The sequence below is a fragment of the Pseudomonas sp. HLT2-19-2 genome (assembly GCF_054898005.1).
On record NZ_CM142712.1, the window covers coordinates 4605657 to 4621290 of the forward strand.

The following is a 15634-nucleotide window of genomic DNA, read 5'->3' on the forward strand; positions in this document are numbered from 1 at the left end:
TGACTTGCGCACCTGTCAGCCAGGCAAAAAACTGTGTTTTTTTCACGATCGTTCTTAGTCAAAACAGCAGCTTAGGGGGTTATGCAGAATAATAACTGGCGATAATCTCTTCATCTGTCTTGTGAATTTCGGGGGGATATTTGCCAAGCAATTGTCAAGTATTTCCTGTACGATAGCTGGCCAAGTTAATTTTCTATAGGTTAATGGCCGCCATGCGTGTAAAAGCATCCAACAGCAAAGCAAAGCCAGCTCCAGCCGTTGAAACCAGCGAATCGATCAACAACCAGATTGCTGCGTTCCTCAAGTCCGGCGGCGAGATCCAGCAAATTGCCAAAGGCGTGAGCGGCCAGACGTTCGGCCCGTCCAAGCAGATCACTCTGGGCAAGAAGTAACTTCCTCAAGATCCGCCGCGTCACCTGGTCCCTAAGCGCTTTGAGCTTCGAAGCGCTTGGACTGGAACCCTCCTCGCAACACCCCGCCAAACACATCAATATTTCAAAAATCGACGAACGGCCTTCAATGCCGAGCATTCGCCGGTATGCTTGCACACGTCTAGATCAAGCGTTTCAGTAGGTTTTTGTTCCTGCCCCTCGCTGTCATGGAGTGACGCATGCTCAAACCCTCCTATTTATTGCTCGGCACCCTGCTGTCGTGTTCGGTCGCCAACGCGCAAATCTTTCAGCGTGAACTGGGCGACTTCGATCTCAAACTCGGCACCACCCCAAGCCGCAGCATGGCCCAGGGGTTGGTCAAACCTGCCAGCACCGGTTCGTTCCACGGTGGTCTCGACCTGAGTCACGACAGCGGTTTTTACGTGGGCCAATGGGCACCAAGCATGGGTTTAACGCCTGGGGCCAACCTTGAAGTCGACTCCTACATGGGTTTTAAACAGCCTTTCGATAATACCCTCGGGTACGAAGTCGGCATGATCCGTTACAGCTATCCGAAAGAGGACACCCTCGACAGCCAAGAGCTTTTCGGTGGCCTGACCTTTCTGGGCAGCCGTTTTGGCGCAGCCTTCAGCAATGACCCGGACAAACAGAACAGCACCGTATTCGCCGACCTCGGTGGCAATCAGCCGTTCGGTATCGGGATCAGCATGAAATACACCACCCACCAGCTCAACACGCCGGTGTCCGTCGACGGTGGAAATGTAGGCAATTTCACCGACTGGTCAGTGCAACTTTCTCGGCCGTTCATGGGCGTCGATCTGGACCTGATCTACAGTGACTCCAGCTTGAGCGGCAGCAGCTGCTCCGCCTATTCCGGGCGCAACAGCCAATGCGACGGGCTGGTCACCCTCAAGGCCGAACGCGCCTTTTATTGATCGGCTGAACTGCGCGGCTCATTCTGCGCTCACATAGAGAAGCCAATTAAAAAAACCAGACCTTCGCAAAGGATTCGCCCATGTCGCGCTGGTTGAAGTATCTCGCCCTCGTTATCACCCTCAATCTCGCCCTCGGTGCGTGCAGCCGGGTGGGCTTGGCCTATCGCAACCTCGACGTGATCATTCCCTGGACGCTTAGCGATTACCTGAACATGCACGGGGAGCAGAAAGAATGGTTCGACGAGCGCCTCAAAGAGCACCTGAGCTGGCATTGCACCACGCAACTGCCGGGCTATCTCGACTGGCTGGACCGCTTACAGGTCATGGTCGAGACCAACAAGGTCACCGACGCCGCGCTGCAAACCCGCACTCAGGAAGCTAAAGCCGCCATCGCCCAGACCGCCCGGGAAATCACCCCGTCGGCCACTGAGCTATTACAGGGGCTGGATGACAAGCAAGTCGCAGAGATGAACGACTCCTTCGCCAAGGACCAGAAGAAACGCCAGGAGCGTTACCTCAAACCGTCCCTCGACCAACAGATCAAGGGACGTGGCCAGCGCATGGAAAAACGCCTGAATGACTGGCTCGGCCCGCTCAGCGCAACCCAGCAGCTACGCGTTGTCGCGTGGTCAAACGGCTTGGGTGACCAAAATACGCAATGGATCGCCAACCGAGTCCATTGGCAGAAGCAGTTCAGTGCAGCGGTTGCGCAGCGCCAGAGTCCAGAATTCCCACAGCGTATCGAGACGCTTCTGGTCAATCGCGAGAGCTTGTGGACGCCCGCTTATCGCCAGGCTTTCGCCAACACCGAAGCCCAGGCACGGGGACTGTTTGTAGATTTGATGGCCGAAAGCACGCCGGAGCAGCGCCAGCAGTTGCTGAAAAAAATAGAAGGGGTGCGCAAGGACTTCAATGATTTGAAGTGCCTGAAGGCGGCAAAGCAGGAATAAATTGTGAACGCAACATTTCGCGGGCATGCCTCGCTCCTACAGACGGTGAATTTCTGTAGGAGCGAGGCTTGCCCGCGAAGCTTTTTACGGCATCAGGCAATCTGCGCCTTCGACGCCACCCCATCAAACGTCACCTCATCCAGCGCATCTTCCTGCTCATCCAACACCTGCCGCGGATGGTCATGGCCTGGAATACTGCTGTCGATCAAGCTCAATAGGCTAGAACCCCGCGCCGTCAAAATGTAATTCGAGCCGGTGCCACCCTGCTCCTCAGGCCGTGGCTCGATATAACCGCGCTCCAACAGTAATTTTTCGTACTCACCGGCCACCGCTTTCAGGTGATCCAGGTTTTCCGTCTCCTCGCCCTCCGTTGCTTTCTCCGCCACGTACTGCTCGGCATACGGTCGCGGCGTAAAACTGGCCTCACCGTGTTGCACTTCGTGCAGCAAGCGTTCAATCAAATCCCAGTTGTAAGTTGTCATCCTGATTCAACCTCCAAAGCCTGTGAGTGAGATGGCCTTCTTAAGTTGTGACCGGCGCGGCTTGAAGCCGTTCAGCCGAGGTTTTTGCCTGTACCGACCGGCGGTATGTCGAATTGGGCGTAGGCCAAACGACTAGGCTGTGTAAGTCACCTCCCAGCACCCCGCAGGAGAATCCCAATGAACATTCAGAATCATCCCGTCGTCTCCCGAGAAGAATGGCTCGCCGCCCGTAAGCAACACCTGGCCCACGAAAAAGCCTTCACCAAAGAACGAGACAAACTCAGCGCCGAACGCCGCGCCCTGCCCTGGGTGAAAATCGACAAGGACTATCATTTCCAGGGCCCAAACGGCGAACTGAAACTGGCTGACCTGTTCGGCGGCCGTAGCCAGCTGGTCATTTACCACTTCATGTTTGGCAAAGGCTGGGACGAAGGCTGCTCCGGCTGTTCGTTCCTGTCCGACCACATTGACGGCGCCAACCAACACCTGGCCCACCATGACGTCGCCGTGGTGGCTGTTTCCCACGCACCGTTCGCCGAATTCCAGGCCTTCAAACGACGCATGGGCTGGAAATTCGATTGGGTGTCGTCAGAAGGCTGCGATTTCAACTACGACTTCGGCGTCTCGGCCCGAGCAGAAGACGTTGCCGCCGGCAAAGCCACCTACAACTACGAAAAATCCGACGGCACCGAAGAAGAACTCCCCGGCCTCAGCGTGTTTTATCGCAACGAAGCGGGTGAGATTTTCCACACCTATTCCACCTATGCCCGGGGTCTGGACATGTTGGTCGGGGCCTATAACTATCTCGACCTGACGCCCAAGGGGCGTAACGAAGAGGAAATTATGGAGTGGGTGAGGCTTCACGATCAGTATGACGACGAGGCCCCAGCCGGTTGCTGCCATGGAGGATAGCCCATAGAGCACATTGGATTTGTGCCGCACACACTTTCTCCAAACACCGAAAATCCTCTGTGGGAGCGAGCCTGCTCGCGATGACTGACAAACATTCAACACTGATATCGACTGATACACCGCTATCGTCGGATCGCCGCCCGGAGCAAGCTCGCTCCCACCGGTGTTGGCAGTGTTTAGTAATGAGCAAAATGCCGGAGACTGTCCGACCGCACCAGGACATTTCCCCTACATCAAGTTCAGAACCGGCGCTCTGTACCGCTGGGTGGCAGATCCTTATAGTGAAACCGTCGCCCAAAAGGCAACCGGGTTTGGCGACCTGATTACAGAGAGTCCTTTTAATTGCAAGAGACTCCAGCTATGGATAGATACATGCCCCTCACCGGAATCGACCTGATCCCGGCCTCCCTGCTTATTGATACCCAAGCCCCGCTCGATGTCCTGCAAGCCATGGCCGACTACCGCATTCGCACGGTCACCCAAGTTCTAGAAAACATCGCCTTTCGCGCAGAAATCGGCTGCGACACAGTCGTGCTATCCGACTTCTCAAAATTGCTCGCCATCCCGTTGCGTGATGGCTGTGATTTGATGGATGTAATCGGTCGGCGGTTGCGGGCGCAGGCTGCGGGGTGAATGAAAACGGGCGACCTTTTGGGTTGCCCGTTTCATATTGTGAGCAATAGACAAATCCCTTTCACACCGCAGGTGCGCTCGTCACGGGAATACGCTGCTGAGGCTGGGTGACATCGTAAACATGCTGCTCACAGCGCTCACCCACAAACTGGAACTCCACCAGATATACCTTGCTTCGTTCTGGCGTAAAGGTGCTATTCAGCGGACCACAGCTATAGGTATCCCCGGCGCCCCTGCCATTCGAGTATCCCGACACCTCGAACGGTTTGTCGGCATCGGCCTGTACTTCCAACTGCGGGAAGCGTTTAACCGTGGCACTGTTGGCCACTTCGTTGAGTTTGGCAATCCAGCCGAACACCTTCCCCTGGCCTGAATCCACCACGGTTCCAAGCACCTCCATACGCTGGTCAGGATCTGCTGCACGCCTGATCGCGAACTCTACCGGAGAAGTGTTACCTGAGGTTTTCATGATGACCTTGGCGTGCTGCGCATCGACTGTCACCTTGTTCTGGTGCAGCTGGACACCGTCTTTCAGTAGGCTGGGCGAAGAATCCCTGACGTTGGAATGGCAGCCTGGCAATGCGAGAATTAGGGTTAGCAGCAATAGTGAGATTTTGTTCACGTATGAATGTCCTTTACGGTTTTTTTGGCTGATGGGAAAACTTGTTCCAAGACGTAATGCGCCAAGAAAATCGAGATACAAAAAATAAATCTGTCCTATGAGTCAAAAACACCCCAAGACATAGTCAATCCTTTATTTTCACTAAATGTTGAGTACGTGCATGCAAAATCAGTGGGGGTTCGCCTCTCAAATTACACCTCTCTGCCAGATTCGCGGCTTGTACGACGATAAGACAATTCGCGTCTACCAGGCTTATTCGGATGCTATCGCCGATGCAGCGCTGACCCTTGGCACCTTTGCGTCACCGCCGTTCAAGATGGAACGGATGACATGGATAAAGCCATCATTTCTATGGATGATGTACCGAGCCGGCTGGGGTCTGAAGGAGGCGGGGCAGTCCCGAATTTTGGCAATCGATATTTCACGAAAAGGCTTCGAGTGGGCATTAGCCCATAGCTGCCCCAGCCATCCCGACGAATTAATGAGCAAAGAGGAGTGGCTCAATGTGAAGGAGAATGCACCAGTCCGCATCCAGTGGGATCCAGAACGAGACTTGTACCTACAACCGCAAACACATCGCGCGATTCAGATAGGCCTAAGCAGGCAAGCCGTAGAGCTTTACGTCAATGAATGGATACAGAACATAACTGATATAACATCATTGGCGCACAATCTTCACGACTTGGTCCTAGACAACGAAATCGAAAAAGCACGAGAAATGCTTCCAATCGAAAAAACATATTACCCAGCAACAAACAACATCGTAGCTCCGAACCAAACTTGAGCTAAAAACTCATTACATAGATGCTAGTAGTCGGCCTGCGCGTTCGGACAAAACAGGATTTTCTGCCTGCGCCAAAATTCGCAGTTTTTCCTTAGCGCTATCTGTACCTATATCATGCAGCGCATGTATACATTTAACGCCTAAAGAGTATTCAGAACCTATATAAGGATGATCAGCCAGCGCCGCTTTAAATAAATAATCAACAGCACCAGGGTATTTAAGCGATTGCAATGCACTAGCAATATCTTCATGACAAACATGCCAATCTTCAATTAACAGGCGGCTCAAAATATCTGGGCAACCCGTCGAAAAGCCAAATATAAAACTAAAAATCAGCAAACACTCCACGCTATCAGCGTCTTTAATTGCAAGCGCTACCTCTAGCTCCTGACACACGTAATCTTCCGGGATGTCACCCCCCACGAAAAACAATTCAATAAATTTTTCCCTTGAAATTCTTTTAAACATAAGATCAAACACCAACTCTTGCTGCTCATGGTTCATCGCTTAATCTCCGAAAACGACTTTATATAATAATTAAAAACATCCAACCCCGGCCCTTTACCTAGACCGATGTTGATTTGGTCCCTTTCCTTTTTGAAATATACATTGGTAAAAGACCAACCTTCAGGCAGTGAAGACATTGGAGGCATGTCTGGATATGCATTTTTAACCGCTTTAGAAGCATCACGGACTCCTAGTCCGGAAAGCGCATCAAGCGCACCTGGCCACAAATTAAACTGCACTAGAACACCTTTATAATTTGAAGAAAAACCCTGTGCAGGTGAAATAAATGTTTCTCCTGTTGCCGACACCTTCCCTGTCTCTAACAACGCATCATAATGTTCCTGAGTCATAGCGCGAAAGAAAACCTCCTCATCTACAAGCTTCCCACCCAACACAGAAGTTTTAGTTATTTTCCCGAATCCGGCAGCCTCTCCCGCCCCAGGTATTATAAGCGTAGCAAGATCAGCAACATTCTGCCCCGTTTGCAAGGCCTTCTGATAGCTGTTGTTTTGCAGCCCAAAGACAAAATTCTGACCGCTGTTGGTGGCCAACCAATTGGAAACCATTGATGCATCTGGATCGACAAACGGATCTAGAAGACTATTTGCAGCATTTAACGCATGGCCGGACAGAAGCTCATTGCCCATTGATGCCATTGATCGTAAGCCAGTCCAGACACTTAAAGCGCCACCCGCCACCGCTCCCGTAACAGGATCAAAGACCCCAGCTGTCTTTCCACTAAAATCCAGATTCAGGTTGTAGAAGTCCACCAGGCTATTTGTATTGAACCTTTCGGGATCGCCGAGATAGCCGATGTTGATATCATAGTTTTTAAAGTCAGCTGAATGAACCACATTGTAGTTTTTTATCAAACTCAGCGTTTCATCGACGGTATAAGCCTTATTCCCATTCTCGAGTACTGACACAACGGTGTCATAACGACCCGCCAGTGGCGAGAGAGCAATGCCGAGGTGCTCTAACGTGGCCGCATCGAACTGGCTGTCGGTGCCGCCAATCGTTTTTTGCCACTGAGCATCCGTATAAAAGGCGAATGCACGAGCCATTCGTTGCTCAGCTTCCGCTTCTGTGATGCCAAGTCGGGCCGCGAGTTTTGGCGCTTCCTGTTCGATCAACCGCGCTTCTGTGGGGTGGACCTGACGGTTGTATTTTTCGATATTGGCAGCAGTGGCAGCACCACTCATCTGCGCAACCGAACCACCGCTGCCGGCTGCCGCCCCCAGTCCGGCGGCGATCAATGTGCCGAACGCATCCCGGCTTGCCAGTCCGACGCCGTAACTTTTCAGCACCTCGTCCAATGCCGGCATCATCGCCGCCGACGCGCCGGCGCTGAGGGCGCCGTTCGCCGCCGTGCCGCTGGATAAGCCTTGTACGGCACCTGCCAAGCTGTGTAACAAGACACGTGCAGAGCCGCCTTCAGCCCATGCCGCTTGCAGGCTTGTGTCCTTGCTGCGTATCGCATCCGCTAGTTGTTGGTCGGCATAGTCGCCTATTTTTTTGTAGGTATCCGCCGCCGTAGTATTGGCAACCAGGCCTATCGCCGTCGCCCCACCCACACTCCCCATGCCGGCGGCAATCACGCCTGCGGCGATGTCCGCCATGAAGCGTTTGTCACCACCAACCCCCCAACTGTTGTAATCATCAATAGCAGCCTGTCGTTCCTTCTCAGTCGTCGCTGCTTTGGCTCTCTCACCGGCCGCTTGCTGCTGGGCATTGGCTACTTTGCCGATGATGCTTTTGGACAGCGCGACTGTGCTCTGGATTAGATCAATCCGCTCCTGCATCGCTTTTTCATCAGGCTTGTCCAGCGTCTGGTTGGCGTTTGCTGTATCGCGATTCAGCCCAACCAGATCATTCGCACCCTCGGCGTTGCGCACGATGATGCTGCCTTCGCTGACAGCACTGCGGGTGCTGCTGTGGTCCGAGTCGTTCAGTGACAGCGGAACGCTACCGCCCACACTTGAACCGGCATTGCTGCCGTAGGAAGCCGAAAAGCCTGCCGACTGGGCGCTGATGTCGCTGGTATTTTTGATGTCGCTGACGATCAGACGGTCGGTGCTGAGCAGGTTCTTGTCGGCAGACGCCTCACTGGCAATCACCGCACCTTGCAAGGTGGTGTTTTTACCGACGGTGATGTCGTAACCGCCCTTGCCGGCGAACAGACCGCTCTGGTCTGTTACAGCCTTGTACTCGCTGTTCATGTTGCCAGCGGCCAGGCTTCCAGACACGGCCACGGGTGCGCCGTAGCAGAACGGCGGAATACAGATGCTGCCACCGAAACCGGCACTGCCTTGTTTGCTCTTCTGGGTCTCGGTGTCCTGGCGGGACGTAATGTTGAGGTTGCCGTCAATCAACGCGTTGATGCTGTCGGCCCGTACCTGCGCGCCAGCCAGGGTCGTGTCCTGCCCACTGTGCAGGGAGAGAGAGCCGGTATCCAGGGTGGTGTTGACTTGGGTAACGGAGCTACCAGTCCCCATGCTCTTGGCGATGGACGCTCCCAGGTCGAGGGTAAATCCGTTCTGCTCGCCGAGGTTGAAGCTGGCACCTATGGCCGTTTTATTGTTGCTGTTGTTATTGGCCCAGTTGGCGGTGTTTTGCGCGCTTTCCAGGGTGATGTTGTTTTTCGCCAGCAATACGGTGTCGGCGGCTTTCAAGCTGCTGCCAATCACATGAATATCACCCAGCGTTCCCGGCGCACCGCCATCGGCGATGATCAATAAGTTTTTGCCTGCATTGAGCGTGCTTTGCTTGGCAGTCTGACTGGTGTACTCGCTGGTGCTTTTGCTGTGGGTATTCGCCAGTTCGGTGCCAATCTTGATCAGGGACCCATTACTGGCAGTGCCCTGCTTTTTCCCATAATCCGAGCCGGCGCCTTCGGCGTCACCGCCCATACCTCCCAGATCGTTGAGCGCCATGGCTGCCTGAGCCAGCTTCACCGCCTTGAGTCGAGGGTCGTCGGCGTTATTGGCCGCTTTTACCGAACTGCGAATCGTATTGACCGTATCGACGATCACGCCGCCAACGACTCGTCCCACCGCCAAACTGCTGCTCTTGTCGGTACTGCTCTGGCTCGCGCTTTCCATGCCGGCAGCGATGGTCACCTTGGAGCCGATCAGGCTCATGTTCTGGGTGCTGACGAGATCGCTGGCGATCATGCTCAGTTCACGGCCACTGGTGAGACTGACGTTCCCCTCGCTGGAGCCAATGGTGCTACCAGTCAAAGTGGTTTGCGCGGACTTACCGGTATGGTTCTGTCTGCTGACCGACAGGTGCTGGTTGCCGGTGATGTCATCGACGCCAAGGTTATTGGCCGTCAGTACGCCGCTCAGATCACGATTTTTCTCCTTATGGAATTCGTCGCGGGTGAAGGTGTTTTCTGCCGCATTGATGGTCAGGTCGCGACCAGCCTGTACGGTCAGATCCTGGGTACTGACCAGGGATGAGCCGGTGATCGTGGCGTCACGATTGGCCGCCACACTCACGGTATTACCCGAGATCACGCTACCGACAGCAGTGGTTTGCGTCTCGGAAACCTGATCCTTGACCTTGCTCGACTTCAAGCCACCCCAACTGCTTTTACTGGCGCTGCTCTCATGGCGGGCACTGTTCGAATCAGTGACCGCAACGACCTGCACGTCATTGCCGGCCACCAGTTGCACACCGCCTTTATCGGCCGCGACCTCGCTGCCTTTTATCAGCATGTCATTGCCGGCCAGCAGCGTACTGTTGCCGCCAGAAGTTACTGCGCTGGCGATGTTGGTGGTGCTGGCCACCTCGTCGAGTCGACTCTTCTTGCCCGAGGAGCTTTTCTTGGTTTTGCTGTAGAAGCTGTAATCGCTGTCCTCTGCGCTCTGGAGCGTCAGGTTGTTAGCCGCAAACAGATAGGCCTCATCCCCCGCACTCACCCGACTGGCAATCAAATCCAGATCCTTACCCGCACTCAACGCCACATTGCCGCCCGCCGTGACGTTGGTGGACACCTGGCTTACATGGTCTTTCTGACTGGTGATTTTCTTGCTCTTGGAGAGCGAGTGACTCTCATCCGCCGCAGACGCCAGGGTGAGGTTTTGCCCGGCGTCCATGCTGAGGTTGCGCTTGGCTTCAATCTGACTGGCGATGGCGGTCAGGTCGCGACCGGCCCTGATGCTGAGGTCTTGGCCGGTGGTGATTTCGCTGCCGTGTTGGGTGATGGTTTCGCGCAGGAAGCGGCTGCGGGTTTCGCTGTTTTGCTCTTCCACTGCGACGAGGTTGGCATCGCGGCCTGCGTTGATGGTGGTGTCGCGTTTGGCTTGCAGTACGCCACCGGTGTTGTTGAGGTCGCGCCCGGCGTTGAGGGTCAGGTCGTTGGCGGCTTCGATGCGCGCGGCGCTGTCGAGGAAGTCGTGACGGTCCTTCAGATCGCCGCTGGCGCTCTGGTGCGAGGTAACGGTGCGTTCGTTGATCAGGTCGCCACGCAGGGTGGTCAGGCTGACGTCGCGACCGGCGATGATGCCGCCGGTCTTGTTAACCAGGTTGTTGCCGGCCAGCAGGTCAAGACGATTGCCGGCCTCGATCAGACCGCTGTTGACCAGGTCGTTGCCCGCCGAGGCCGACAGATTGTTGCTGGCGCGCAAGGTGCCGGCATTGATCAGGTCTTTGCCGGCAATCAGGGACACGTCCTTGCCGGCGATCAGGGCGCCGTTGGAGGCCAGGCGTTGGTTGGCACTGGCCAGGTAAAGCACCGGCACCAGTACTTTTTGTAAGGGATCCATGAACCCCACATTCCAAGCGGATAGCTGACGGCTGATGCTGTGCTCCCGATTTCCATGAGGAGCCCATCACCATGATGCGTCCCAATGCCAGCGTTGAAAAAGTGTACCTCTATCCAAAGCCGGTAGACTTTCGAAAGTCCATCGATGGCCTGGCTGCGCTGGTCGAACTGGATATCAAGGTCGCGGTGTTTGACCCCGTGCTCTTTGTTTTCCTGAATCGCCACCGTAACCGCGTCAAAGTGTTGTACTGGGAGCGCAACGGCTTCTGCCTTTGGCTCAAGCGCCTGGAGTCCGAGCGTTTTAAAAGTTCACCTGATGAGGTGGACGAGGCTATCGTGCTGACCGTTCAGGAACTTAACTGGCTACTGGATGGATTTGATCTCTGGCGCAACCGTCCTCACAAGGTTTTAACGCCAAGATTCGTCGCTTGACGGGTATAATCCGGGCATGAATTTGATGCCCGAAGACCTCCCTGATGACCCTATTCTGCTCAAGCAAATGTTGCTTGAGGCACTCAGCCGTCAGCAGGCAACGGCTGAGGCATACCAGACTCATATCGTCGATCTAAAAGAACAGATCAAGTTGCTGCGCGACCGTTTATTCGGACGTAAATCCGAGCAGACCGTTGAACCCAACACGCCTCAACTCGCGTTATTCAACGAGCCCGAAAGCGAGCCGATGCCTTCAGTCGGCGACGCTGACGAAGAAGTGGTTGCTCCGACGCCACGTCGTGGCAAACGCAAGCCACTGTCGGCTGATCTGCCGCGCATCGAAGTCATCCACGAACTGCCAGAACATGAACTGACCTGTGCCTGCGGTTGCCGCAAGCATGTGATCAGTGAAGAAACCAGCGAACAGCTGGACATCGTGCCGATGCAGATCCGAGTGATCAAACACATCCGCAAAGTCTACGGCTGCCGTGGTTGTGAAACGGCTCCGGTCACTGCTGATAAACCTGCTCAGTTGATCGAAAAGAGCATGGCCAGTCCGAGCGTACTGGCGATGCTGCTGACCACCAAGTATGTCGATGGCTTACCGCTGCATCGTTTCGAAACGGTGCTGAGCCGACACGGTATCGATATCCCGCGTCAGACTCTCGCTCGCTGGGTTATCCAGTGCGGAGAGCACTTACAACCGTTGCTGAATTTAATGCGCGACCGATTGCTGGAAAGCCCGGTCATCCACTGTGATGAAACCCGCGTCCAGGTACTTAAGGAACCGGATCGAGACCCTACCAGCCAATCCTGGATGTGGGTGCAGGCCAGCGGGCCGCCAGACCGAAAAGTCGTGCTGTTCGACTACACGTCCAGCCGTGCGCAGGACGTGCCGTTGCGCCTGCTGGAAAGTTATCGCGGCTACGTGATGACTGATGATTACGCGGGTTACAACGCATTGGCGTTGCAACCGGGTGTGGAGCGGCTGGCGTGCATGGCCCATGCACGGCGCAAGTTCGTCGATGCGCAAAAAGTGCAGCCCAAGGGCAAGACGGGACGTGCCGATATCGCGCTGACGATGATCAACAAGCTGTACGGCATCGAGCGTGAACTCAAGGATGTCAGCGATAAGCAGCGTTTTATCGTTCGTCAGGAAAAGAGCCTGCCGATCCTGGCTCAGTTGAAAAGCTGGCTGGATAAAACGCAGCCTCAGGTCACCCCTCAAAGTGTGCTGGGCAAGGCAGTGAACTACCTGGCCAGCAACTGGAGCCGTCTGGAGCGTTACGTGGAGGCCGGATTTTTACCGATCGACAACAACCCGGCAGAGCGCGCAATAAAGCCGTTTGTCATTGGGCGCAAGGCTTGGCTGTTCAGCGACACGCCCAAAGGCGCCACCGCCAGTGCGCAGATCTACAGCTTGGTCGAGACCGCCAAGGTCAACGGCCAGGAGCCCTATACGTGGCTGCGCCACGTACTGGAGCGGCTGCCGCATGCGGAGTCGGTGGCCGATTACGAAGCGCTACTGCCATGGAACTGCTCGCCAGAGATGCCACGGTAAACGAGGCGGTTGTCTTACGGTAGGTGTGGTTCATGGATCGGATACGAACGGAGTACCTTTTGGCGACAGAAATGAACCATCAGGCCCACCATAGCGATCCAGTTTGGTACCAACTGGTAACGTATTTTTAACAGGGTCTTCAGCGAAACCTAAGTTTTTCGGCCATTCCCACCCTCCGTCAGCTTTCTTAAACTGGTCGTAGTAAGAAAATCCTCCAGCTTCATTATCGGCTATAGCACCAATTGATCCTGGACTCTCCGCAGCACCGCCTTTTGCACCAACTAAATTTCTATTTTATACAGAGAAATCTCGCCTTTCAAATATTGCACCACACCCTCTACAACCGACAGGCACTCATCAGACTCAATGATACTTAGCCCACTACTGCCAAAATCTAAATACACCCCAACACAACCTTCCTCGACATTCTTAATTCTGTACTCGTACACAGCCAAAACCTCTAACCCTAAAAACTCATCCAGACCATTTAGCGACTTAACTGGATACGCAAAATCATCACTTATCTCTGACAACTCCAGCAATGCCGGCTCTGAATTTAACACTGTAAATTTTGATACACCATCGCTAATCGTTAGTGATACCCACCCTGCGATAGACATCCTAAAAAACAAAACCAAAAACTCACAAACCAAATCTCCACTCATAAAAAACGAACGAAATCTGACATCACATAAAAATTCTTTATTCAGCATGGACTCTCAACCTCCACATTAAAACTTCGATGACTTCTCTGGAATTAACGTATCAAATTCATACTTTCCGTTAGGCAACACCCTTAAGCTCACGGTGCTATTTGTTTTGGAGCTGTACACGTGAATGAGGTCGTAACTACCTCGAACAGTTGAGCTGGGGATTACTGGGCTCACAGATGTAGCGTTCTCTAAGATTTCTTTAACCGTTGCCTTAGCCTGCTCTACACCAGTCCTGCTTGCTTCATAGGGTAAGCGACCCTCACCAATTTTTGCTCCCAGCTTTTTATTGAGGTTAGTCGATTGTGATGCAAAGAAGTCATCTACCTCTCCAAAACCAGGAACCTTCTGAATGCCTTTTCCGCCCGCAGCTACCTCGTCAACGGCCCCACCCGCCCCGGCAAGAACCTTCGAACCGCTCCCTAAAACAGGGGCCAATGCTCCAGCAATAGCTCCGCCATCGCCTGCGGCATCCAAGAGCAGCTTACCCCATTGCCCTTGGTTGAAGTATTGCGCCTTTTGGGTCTTGCCATTCTTAAGAATCTTTCGACGCTCAGTTATCTACACGCCAATCGACTAGACCCTTAACATACTTAAGCTTATCCAACATAAAACTAGAAAAATCCACCGACAATACTTTAAACCCATCAGCCTCAGAGCTAATCTCCACTACCGACCAATTATTCCTGGAATCAAAAGCATATAGCACATCACTTGAGTTACCAGCAAATACATACATACCCTCATACCCATCTATTCCTCTACCAGACATAAAAGAATACTTTACTGGACCATCATCTACATAAAACGCAGCGTCTAGCTCACCGAATCCAAAATCCGCAAGAAACGCCAGATAATCAGTAGGTACACCTTTTCGGTCCGAATCGTCAACGCCGCTCAGTATGGCATCAACATTAGATATACAGTCACCATAATCCCCTTCATAAAGCTCAGCGGATGTTATTGCGTCTATAAGCTTTCGCATTTCTACTGAATTTTTCATAGTTATCTACCAAATAATTTTTCTGCTGGACCTTGCGCTCTATGAATGCCTCCCTGATGTTCTACACCTCGCATTGCAGGTGTAATATTCCACCATTCAGCTTTACCACCAAATTTATTCTCTATCACATGATGAGCATCGTAATTTCTGGTTTTCACACTGCCATTTTTATCAGTGTAGGTTTCTTTTGGCCAGCTCTCGCCGGTGTTTTTCTCCCATTCTTTTCGGAGGCTTGGCAGTTTCTTTTCAAAATCAACCCGGTTCAACTCAACACCTTCTTTGGAGAGACGCGAGTAAGAATTTTCCCGAAGATCCGCTTTCAAAAGATCCAGCTGCTGAGGAGTGAACTGCCTGCCTGTCAAACTCTGAATATCAGTGAGATACGATTTGGCATCTTTGGCTAACTGAGTACTCAGAAGGCCCGTAGCGGAGTCACCGTTTTGAACAACGCCCCCTCCAACACTTACCCCCTCTTTTGCACCATCAAACTACCGAAGAAAAAACCTCTCTCTTAACCTTTTCACAACCTGGTTCATAGCCACAAGCGGGCAAACACCATCTTGAGAGTAAATACTGCACGAAGCCATGTCTTCCGGATAACCAAAGTCCGCATAGATCTCTTGAAGCCTATTTATTTTATTTTCGTCACTGTCATCTGATGCATCAATACAAAGCAGAAAAGCCAAACGCCACTTATCCATGTCGGCAACACAGTCCGTCATCTCCATTTGTTTTGAGATAATGGCAAGAAGCTCTTCATCACTTAAGTATTCGCCTCCCGCAATGATAGCAACACGCTCGCTTTCGCAACCGTTCAAAAGCTGACTAATGGCGTATTCAAAAACATCATCTCGCCTTATCCAGCGTTTTCTAAACCCAAAAAAAATGGTTGACCAACAAGCCAAACCCAAACTAATCAACACGTTAAGCGGTGACATTACTT

The 15634-nt window shown here is 53.1% G+C and carries 18 protein-coding genes; 8 read left to right on the top strand and 10 right to left on the bottom strand.

Annotation, left to right across the window (positions count from 1 at the left end; genetic code table 11):
• Positions 1-203: 203 nt before the first annotated feature.
• The 3 genes from ACYZTU_RS21410 (at position 204) to ACYZTU_RS21420 (ending at position 2277) form a co-directional block, all read left to right on the top strand.
• Positions 204-392, top strand: a complete 189-nt coding sequence (locus ACYZTU_RS21410) for a hypothetical protein (RefSeq protein ID WP_017337097.1) — start codon at positions 204-206, stop codon at positions 390-392.
• A gap of 218 nt (positions 393-610) precedes the next feature.
• Positions 611-1327, top strand: coding sequence for a TorF family putative porin (locus ACYZTU_RS21415; protein WP_461965320.1), 717 nt, complete (start codon positions 611-613; stop codon positions 1325-1327).
• Between the two features lie 80 nt (positions 1328-1407).
• Positions 1408-2277, top strand: a complete 870-nt coding sequence (locus tag ACYZTU_RS21420) for a DUF6279 family lipoprotein (RefSeq protein ID WP_461965322.1) — start codon at positions 1408-1410, stop codon at positions 2275-2277.
• A 92-nt stretch (positions 2278-2369) separates the two neighbouring features.
• On the opposite strand, the gene ACYZTU_RS21425 is transcribed toward ACYZTU_RS21420, so the two are convergent.
• Positions 2370-2759, bottom strand: coding sequence for a transcriptional regulator (locus ACYZTU_RS21425; RefSeq protein ID WP_461965324.1), 390 nt, complete (start codon positions 2757-2759; stop codon positions 2370-2372).
• A 177-nt stretch (positions 2760-2936) separates the two neighbouring features.
• Here ACYZTU_RS21425 and ACYZTU_RS21430 point away from each other — a divergent pair, with 177 nt between their 5' ends.
• Both ACYZTU_RS21430 and ACYZTU_RS21435 read left to right on the top strand, forming a co-directional pair.
• Positions 2937-3671 (top strand): DUF899 domain-containing protein, encoded by a 735-nt coding sequence (locus tag ACYZTU_RS21430; protein ID WP_461965326.1) that lies wholly within the window; start codon positions 2937-2939, stop codon positions 3669-3671.
• A gap of 360 nt (positions 3672-4031) precedes the next feature.
• Positions 4032-4304 (top strand): hypothetical protein, encoded by a 273-nt coding sequence (locus ACYZTU_RS21435; RefSeq protein ID WP_461965328.1) that lies wholly within the window; start codon positions 4032-4034, stop codon positions 4302-4304.
• Between the two features lie 61 nt (positions 4305-4365).
• Here ACYZTU_RS21435 and ACYZTU_RS21440 read toward each other — a convergent pair whose 3' ends face one another.
• Entirely contained in the window at positions 4366-4926 is a 561-nt protein-coding gene (locus ACYZTU_RS21440) for a hypothetical protein (protein ID WP_461965330.1), read from the bottom strand.
• 160 nt (positions 4927-5086) lie between these two features.
• Between ACYZTU_RS21440 and ACYZTU_RS21445 the strand changes: the two genes are divergently transcribed.
• Positions 5087-5710, top strand: a complete 624-nt coding sequence (locus ACYZTU_RS21445) for a DUF4291 domain-containing protein (RefSeq protein WP_461965332.1) — start codon at positions 5087-5089, stop codon at positions 5708-5710.
• A 12-nt stretch (positions 5711-5722) separates the two neighbouring features.
• Here ACYZTU_RS21445 and ACYZTU_RS21450 read toward each other — a convergent pair whose 3' ends face one another.
• Positions 5723-6214 carry a hypothetical protein gene (locus tag ACYZTU_RS21450; RefSeq protein WP_461965334.1) on the bottom strand — a complete coding sequence of 164 codons (492 nt, stop codon included), beginning with the start codon at positions 6212-6214 and terminating at the stop codon, positions 5723-5725.
• Positions 6211-10890, bottom strand: a complete 4680-nt coding sequence (locus tag ACYZTU_RS21455; RefSeq protein WP_461965335.1) for a hemagglutinin repeat-containing protein — start codon at positions 10888-10890, stop codon at positions 6211-6213. The genes ACYZTU_RS21450 and ACYZTU_RS21455 overlap by 4 nt, the downstream gene beginning before the upstream one ends.
• Positions 10891-11057: 167 nt before the next feature.
• Here ACYZTU_RS21455 and tnpB point away from each other — a divergent pair, with 167 nt between their 5' ends.
• A complete protein-coding gene (tnpB, locus tag ACYZTU_RS21460; protein ID WP_461965337.1) occupies positions 11058-11417 on the top strand; it encodes an IS66 family insertion sequence element accessory protein TnpB in 360 nt (119 codons plus the stop codon).
• Between the two features lie 16 nt (positions 11418-11433).
• The gene (gene tnpC, locus ACYZTU_RS21465) at positions 11434-12978 is read left to right on the top strand and encodes an IS66 family transposase (protein WP_461965339.1); all 1545 of its coding nucleotides are present in this window, start codon (positions 11434-11436) and stop codon (positions 12976-12978) included.
• Positions 12979-13008: 30 nt separating this feature from the next.
• Here tnpC and ACYZTU_RS21470 read toward each other — a convergent pair whose 3' ends face one another.
• The 6 genes from ACYZTU_RS21470 to ACYZTU_RS21495 form a co-directional block, all read right to left on the bottom strand.
• Positions 13009-13221, bottom strand: a complete 213-nt coding sequence (locus ACYZTU_RS21470; protein WP_461971127.1) for a glycohydrolase toxin TNT-related protein — start codon at positions 13219-13221, stop codon at positions 13009-13011.
• Between the two features lie 38 nt (positions 13222-13259).
• Positions 13260-13691, bottom strand: coding sequence for a hypothetical protein (locus tag ACYZTU_RS21475; protein ID WP_461965341.1), 432 nt, complete (start codon positions 13689-13691; stop codon positions 13260-13262).
• Between the two features lie 18 nt (positions 13692-13709).
• Positions 13710-14165, bottom strand: a complete 456-nt coding sequence (locus ACYZTU_RS21480) for a hypothetical protein (protein ID WP_461965343.1) — start codon at positions 14163-14165, stop codon at positions 13710-13712.
• 76 nt (positions 14166-14241) lie between these two features.
• Positions 14242-14691, bottom strand: a complete 450-nt coding sequence (locus ACYZTU_RS21485) for an SMI1/KNR4 family protein (protein WP_461965345.1) — start codon at positions 14689-14691, stop codon at positions 14242-14244.
• 2 nt (positions 14692-14693) lie between these two features.
• On the bottom strand, positions 14694-15014 hold the full coding sequence (locus ACYZTU_RS21490) for a hypothetical protein (RefSeq protein WP_461965347.1): 321 nt from the start codon (positions 15012-15014) through the stop codon (positions 14694-14696).
• 165 nt (positions 15015-15179) lie between these two features.
• Positions 15180-15629 (bottom strand): DUF2247 family protein, encoded by a 450-nt coding sequence (locus ACYZTU_RS21495; RefSeq protein ID WP_461965349.1) that lies wholly within the window; start codon positions 15627-15629, stop codon positions 15180-15182.
• Positions 15630-15634: the final 5 nt, after the last annotated feature.

What these genes read in the sequence shown, in the direction of transcription:
- ACYZTU_RS21485 (WP_461965345.1), bottom strand. Translation starts at nt 14,691, where the DNA reads ATGAAAAATTCAGTAGAAATGCGAAAGCTTATAGACGCAATAACATCC.
- ACYZTU_RS21430 (WP_461965326.1), top strand. Translation starts at nt 2,937, where the DNA reads ATGAACATTCAGAATCATCCCGTCGTCTCCCGAGAAGAATGGCTCGCC.
- ACYZTU_RS21415 (WP_461965320.1), top strand. Translation starts at nt 611, where the DNA reads ATGCTCAAACCCTCCTATTTATTGCTCGGCACCCTGCTGTCGTGTTCG.
- ACYZTU_RS21475 (WP_461965341.1), bottom strand. Translation starts at nt 13,691, where the DNA reads ATGCTGAATAAAGAATTTTTATGTGATGTCAGATTTCGTTCGTTTTTT.
- tnpB (WP_461965337.1), top strand. Translation starts at nt 11,058, where the DNA reads ATGATGCGTCCCAATGCCAGCGTTGAAAAAGTGTACCTCTATCCAAAG.
- ACYZTU_RS21445 (WP_461965332.1), top strand. Translation starts at nt 5,087, where the DNA reads ATGCAAAATCAGTGGGGGTTCGCCTCTCAAATTACACCTCTCTGCCAG.
- ACYZTU_RS21435 (WP_461965328.1), top strand. Translation starts at nt 4,032, where the DNA reads ATGGATAGATACATGCCCCTCACCGGAATCGACCTGATCCCGGCCTCC.
- ACYZTU_RS21410 (WP_017337097.1), top strand. Translation starts at nt 204, where the DNA reads ATGGCCGCCATGCGTGTAAAAGCATCCAACAGCAAAGCAAAGCCAGCT.
- ACYZTU_RS21420 (WP_461965322.1), top strand. Translation starts at nt 1,408, where the DNA reads ATGTCGCGCTGGTTGAAGTATCTCGCCCTCGTTATCACCCTCAATCTC.
- tnpC (WP_461965339.1), top strand. Translation starts at nt 11,434, where the DNA reads ATGAATTTGATGCCCGAAGACCTCCCTGATGACCCTATTCTGCTCAAG.
- ACYZTU_RS21495 (WP_461965349.1), bottom strand. Translation starts at nt 15,629, where the DNA reads ATGTCACCGCTTAACGTGTTGATTAGTTTGGGTTTGGCTTGTTGGTCA.
- ACYZTU_RS21425 (WP_461965324.1), bottom strand. Translation starts at nt 2,759, where the DNA reads ATGACAACTTACAACTGGGATTTGATTGAACGCTTGCTGCACGAAGTG.
- ACYZTU_RS21450 (WP_461965334.1), bottom strand. Translation starts at nt 6,214, where the DNA reads ATGAACCATGAGCAGCAAGAGTTGGTGTTTGATCTTATGTTTAAAAGA.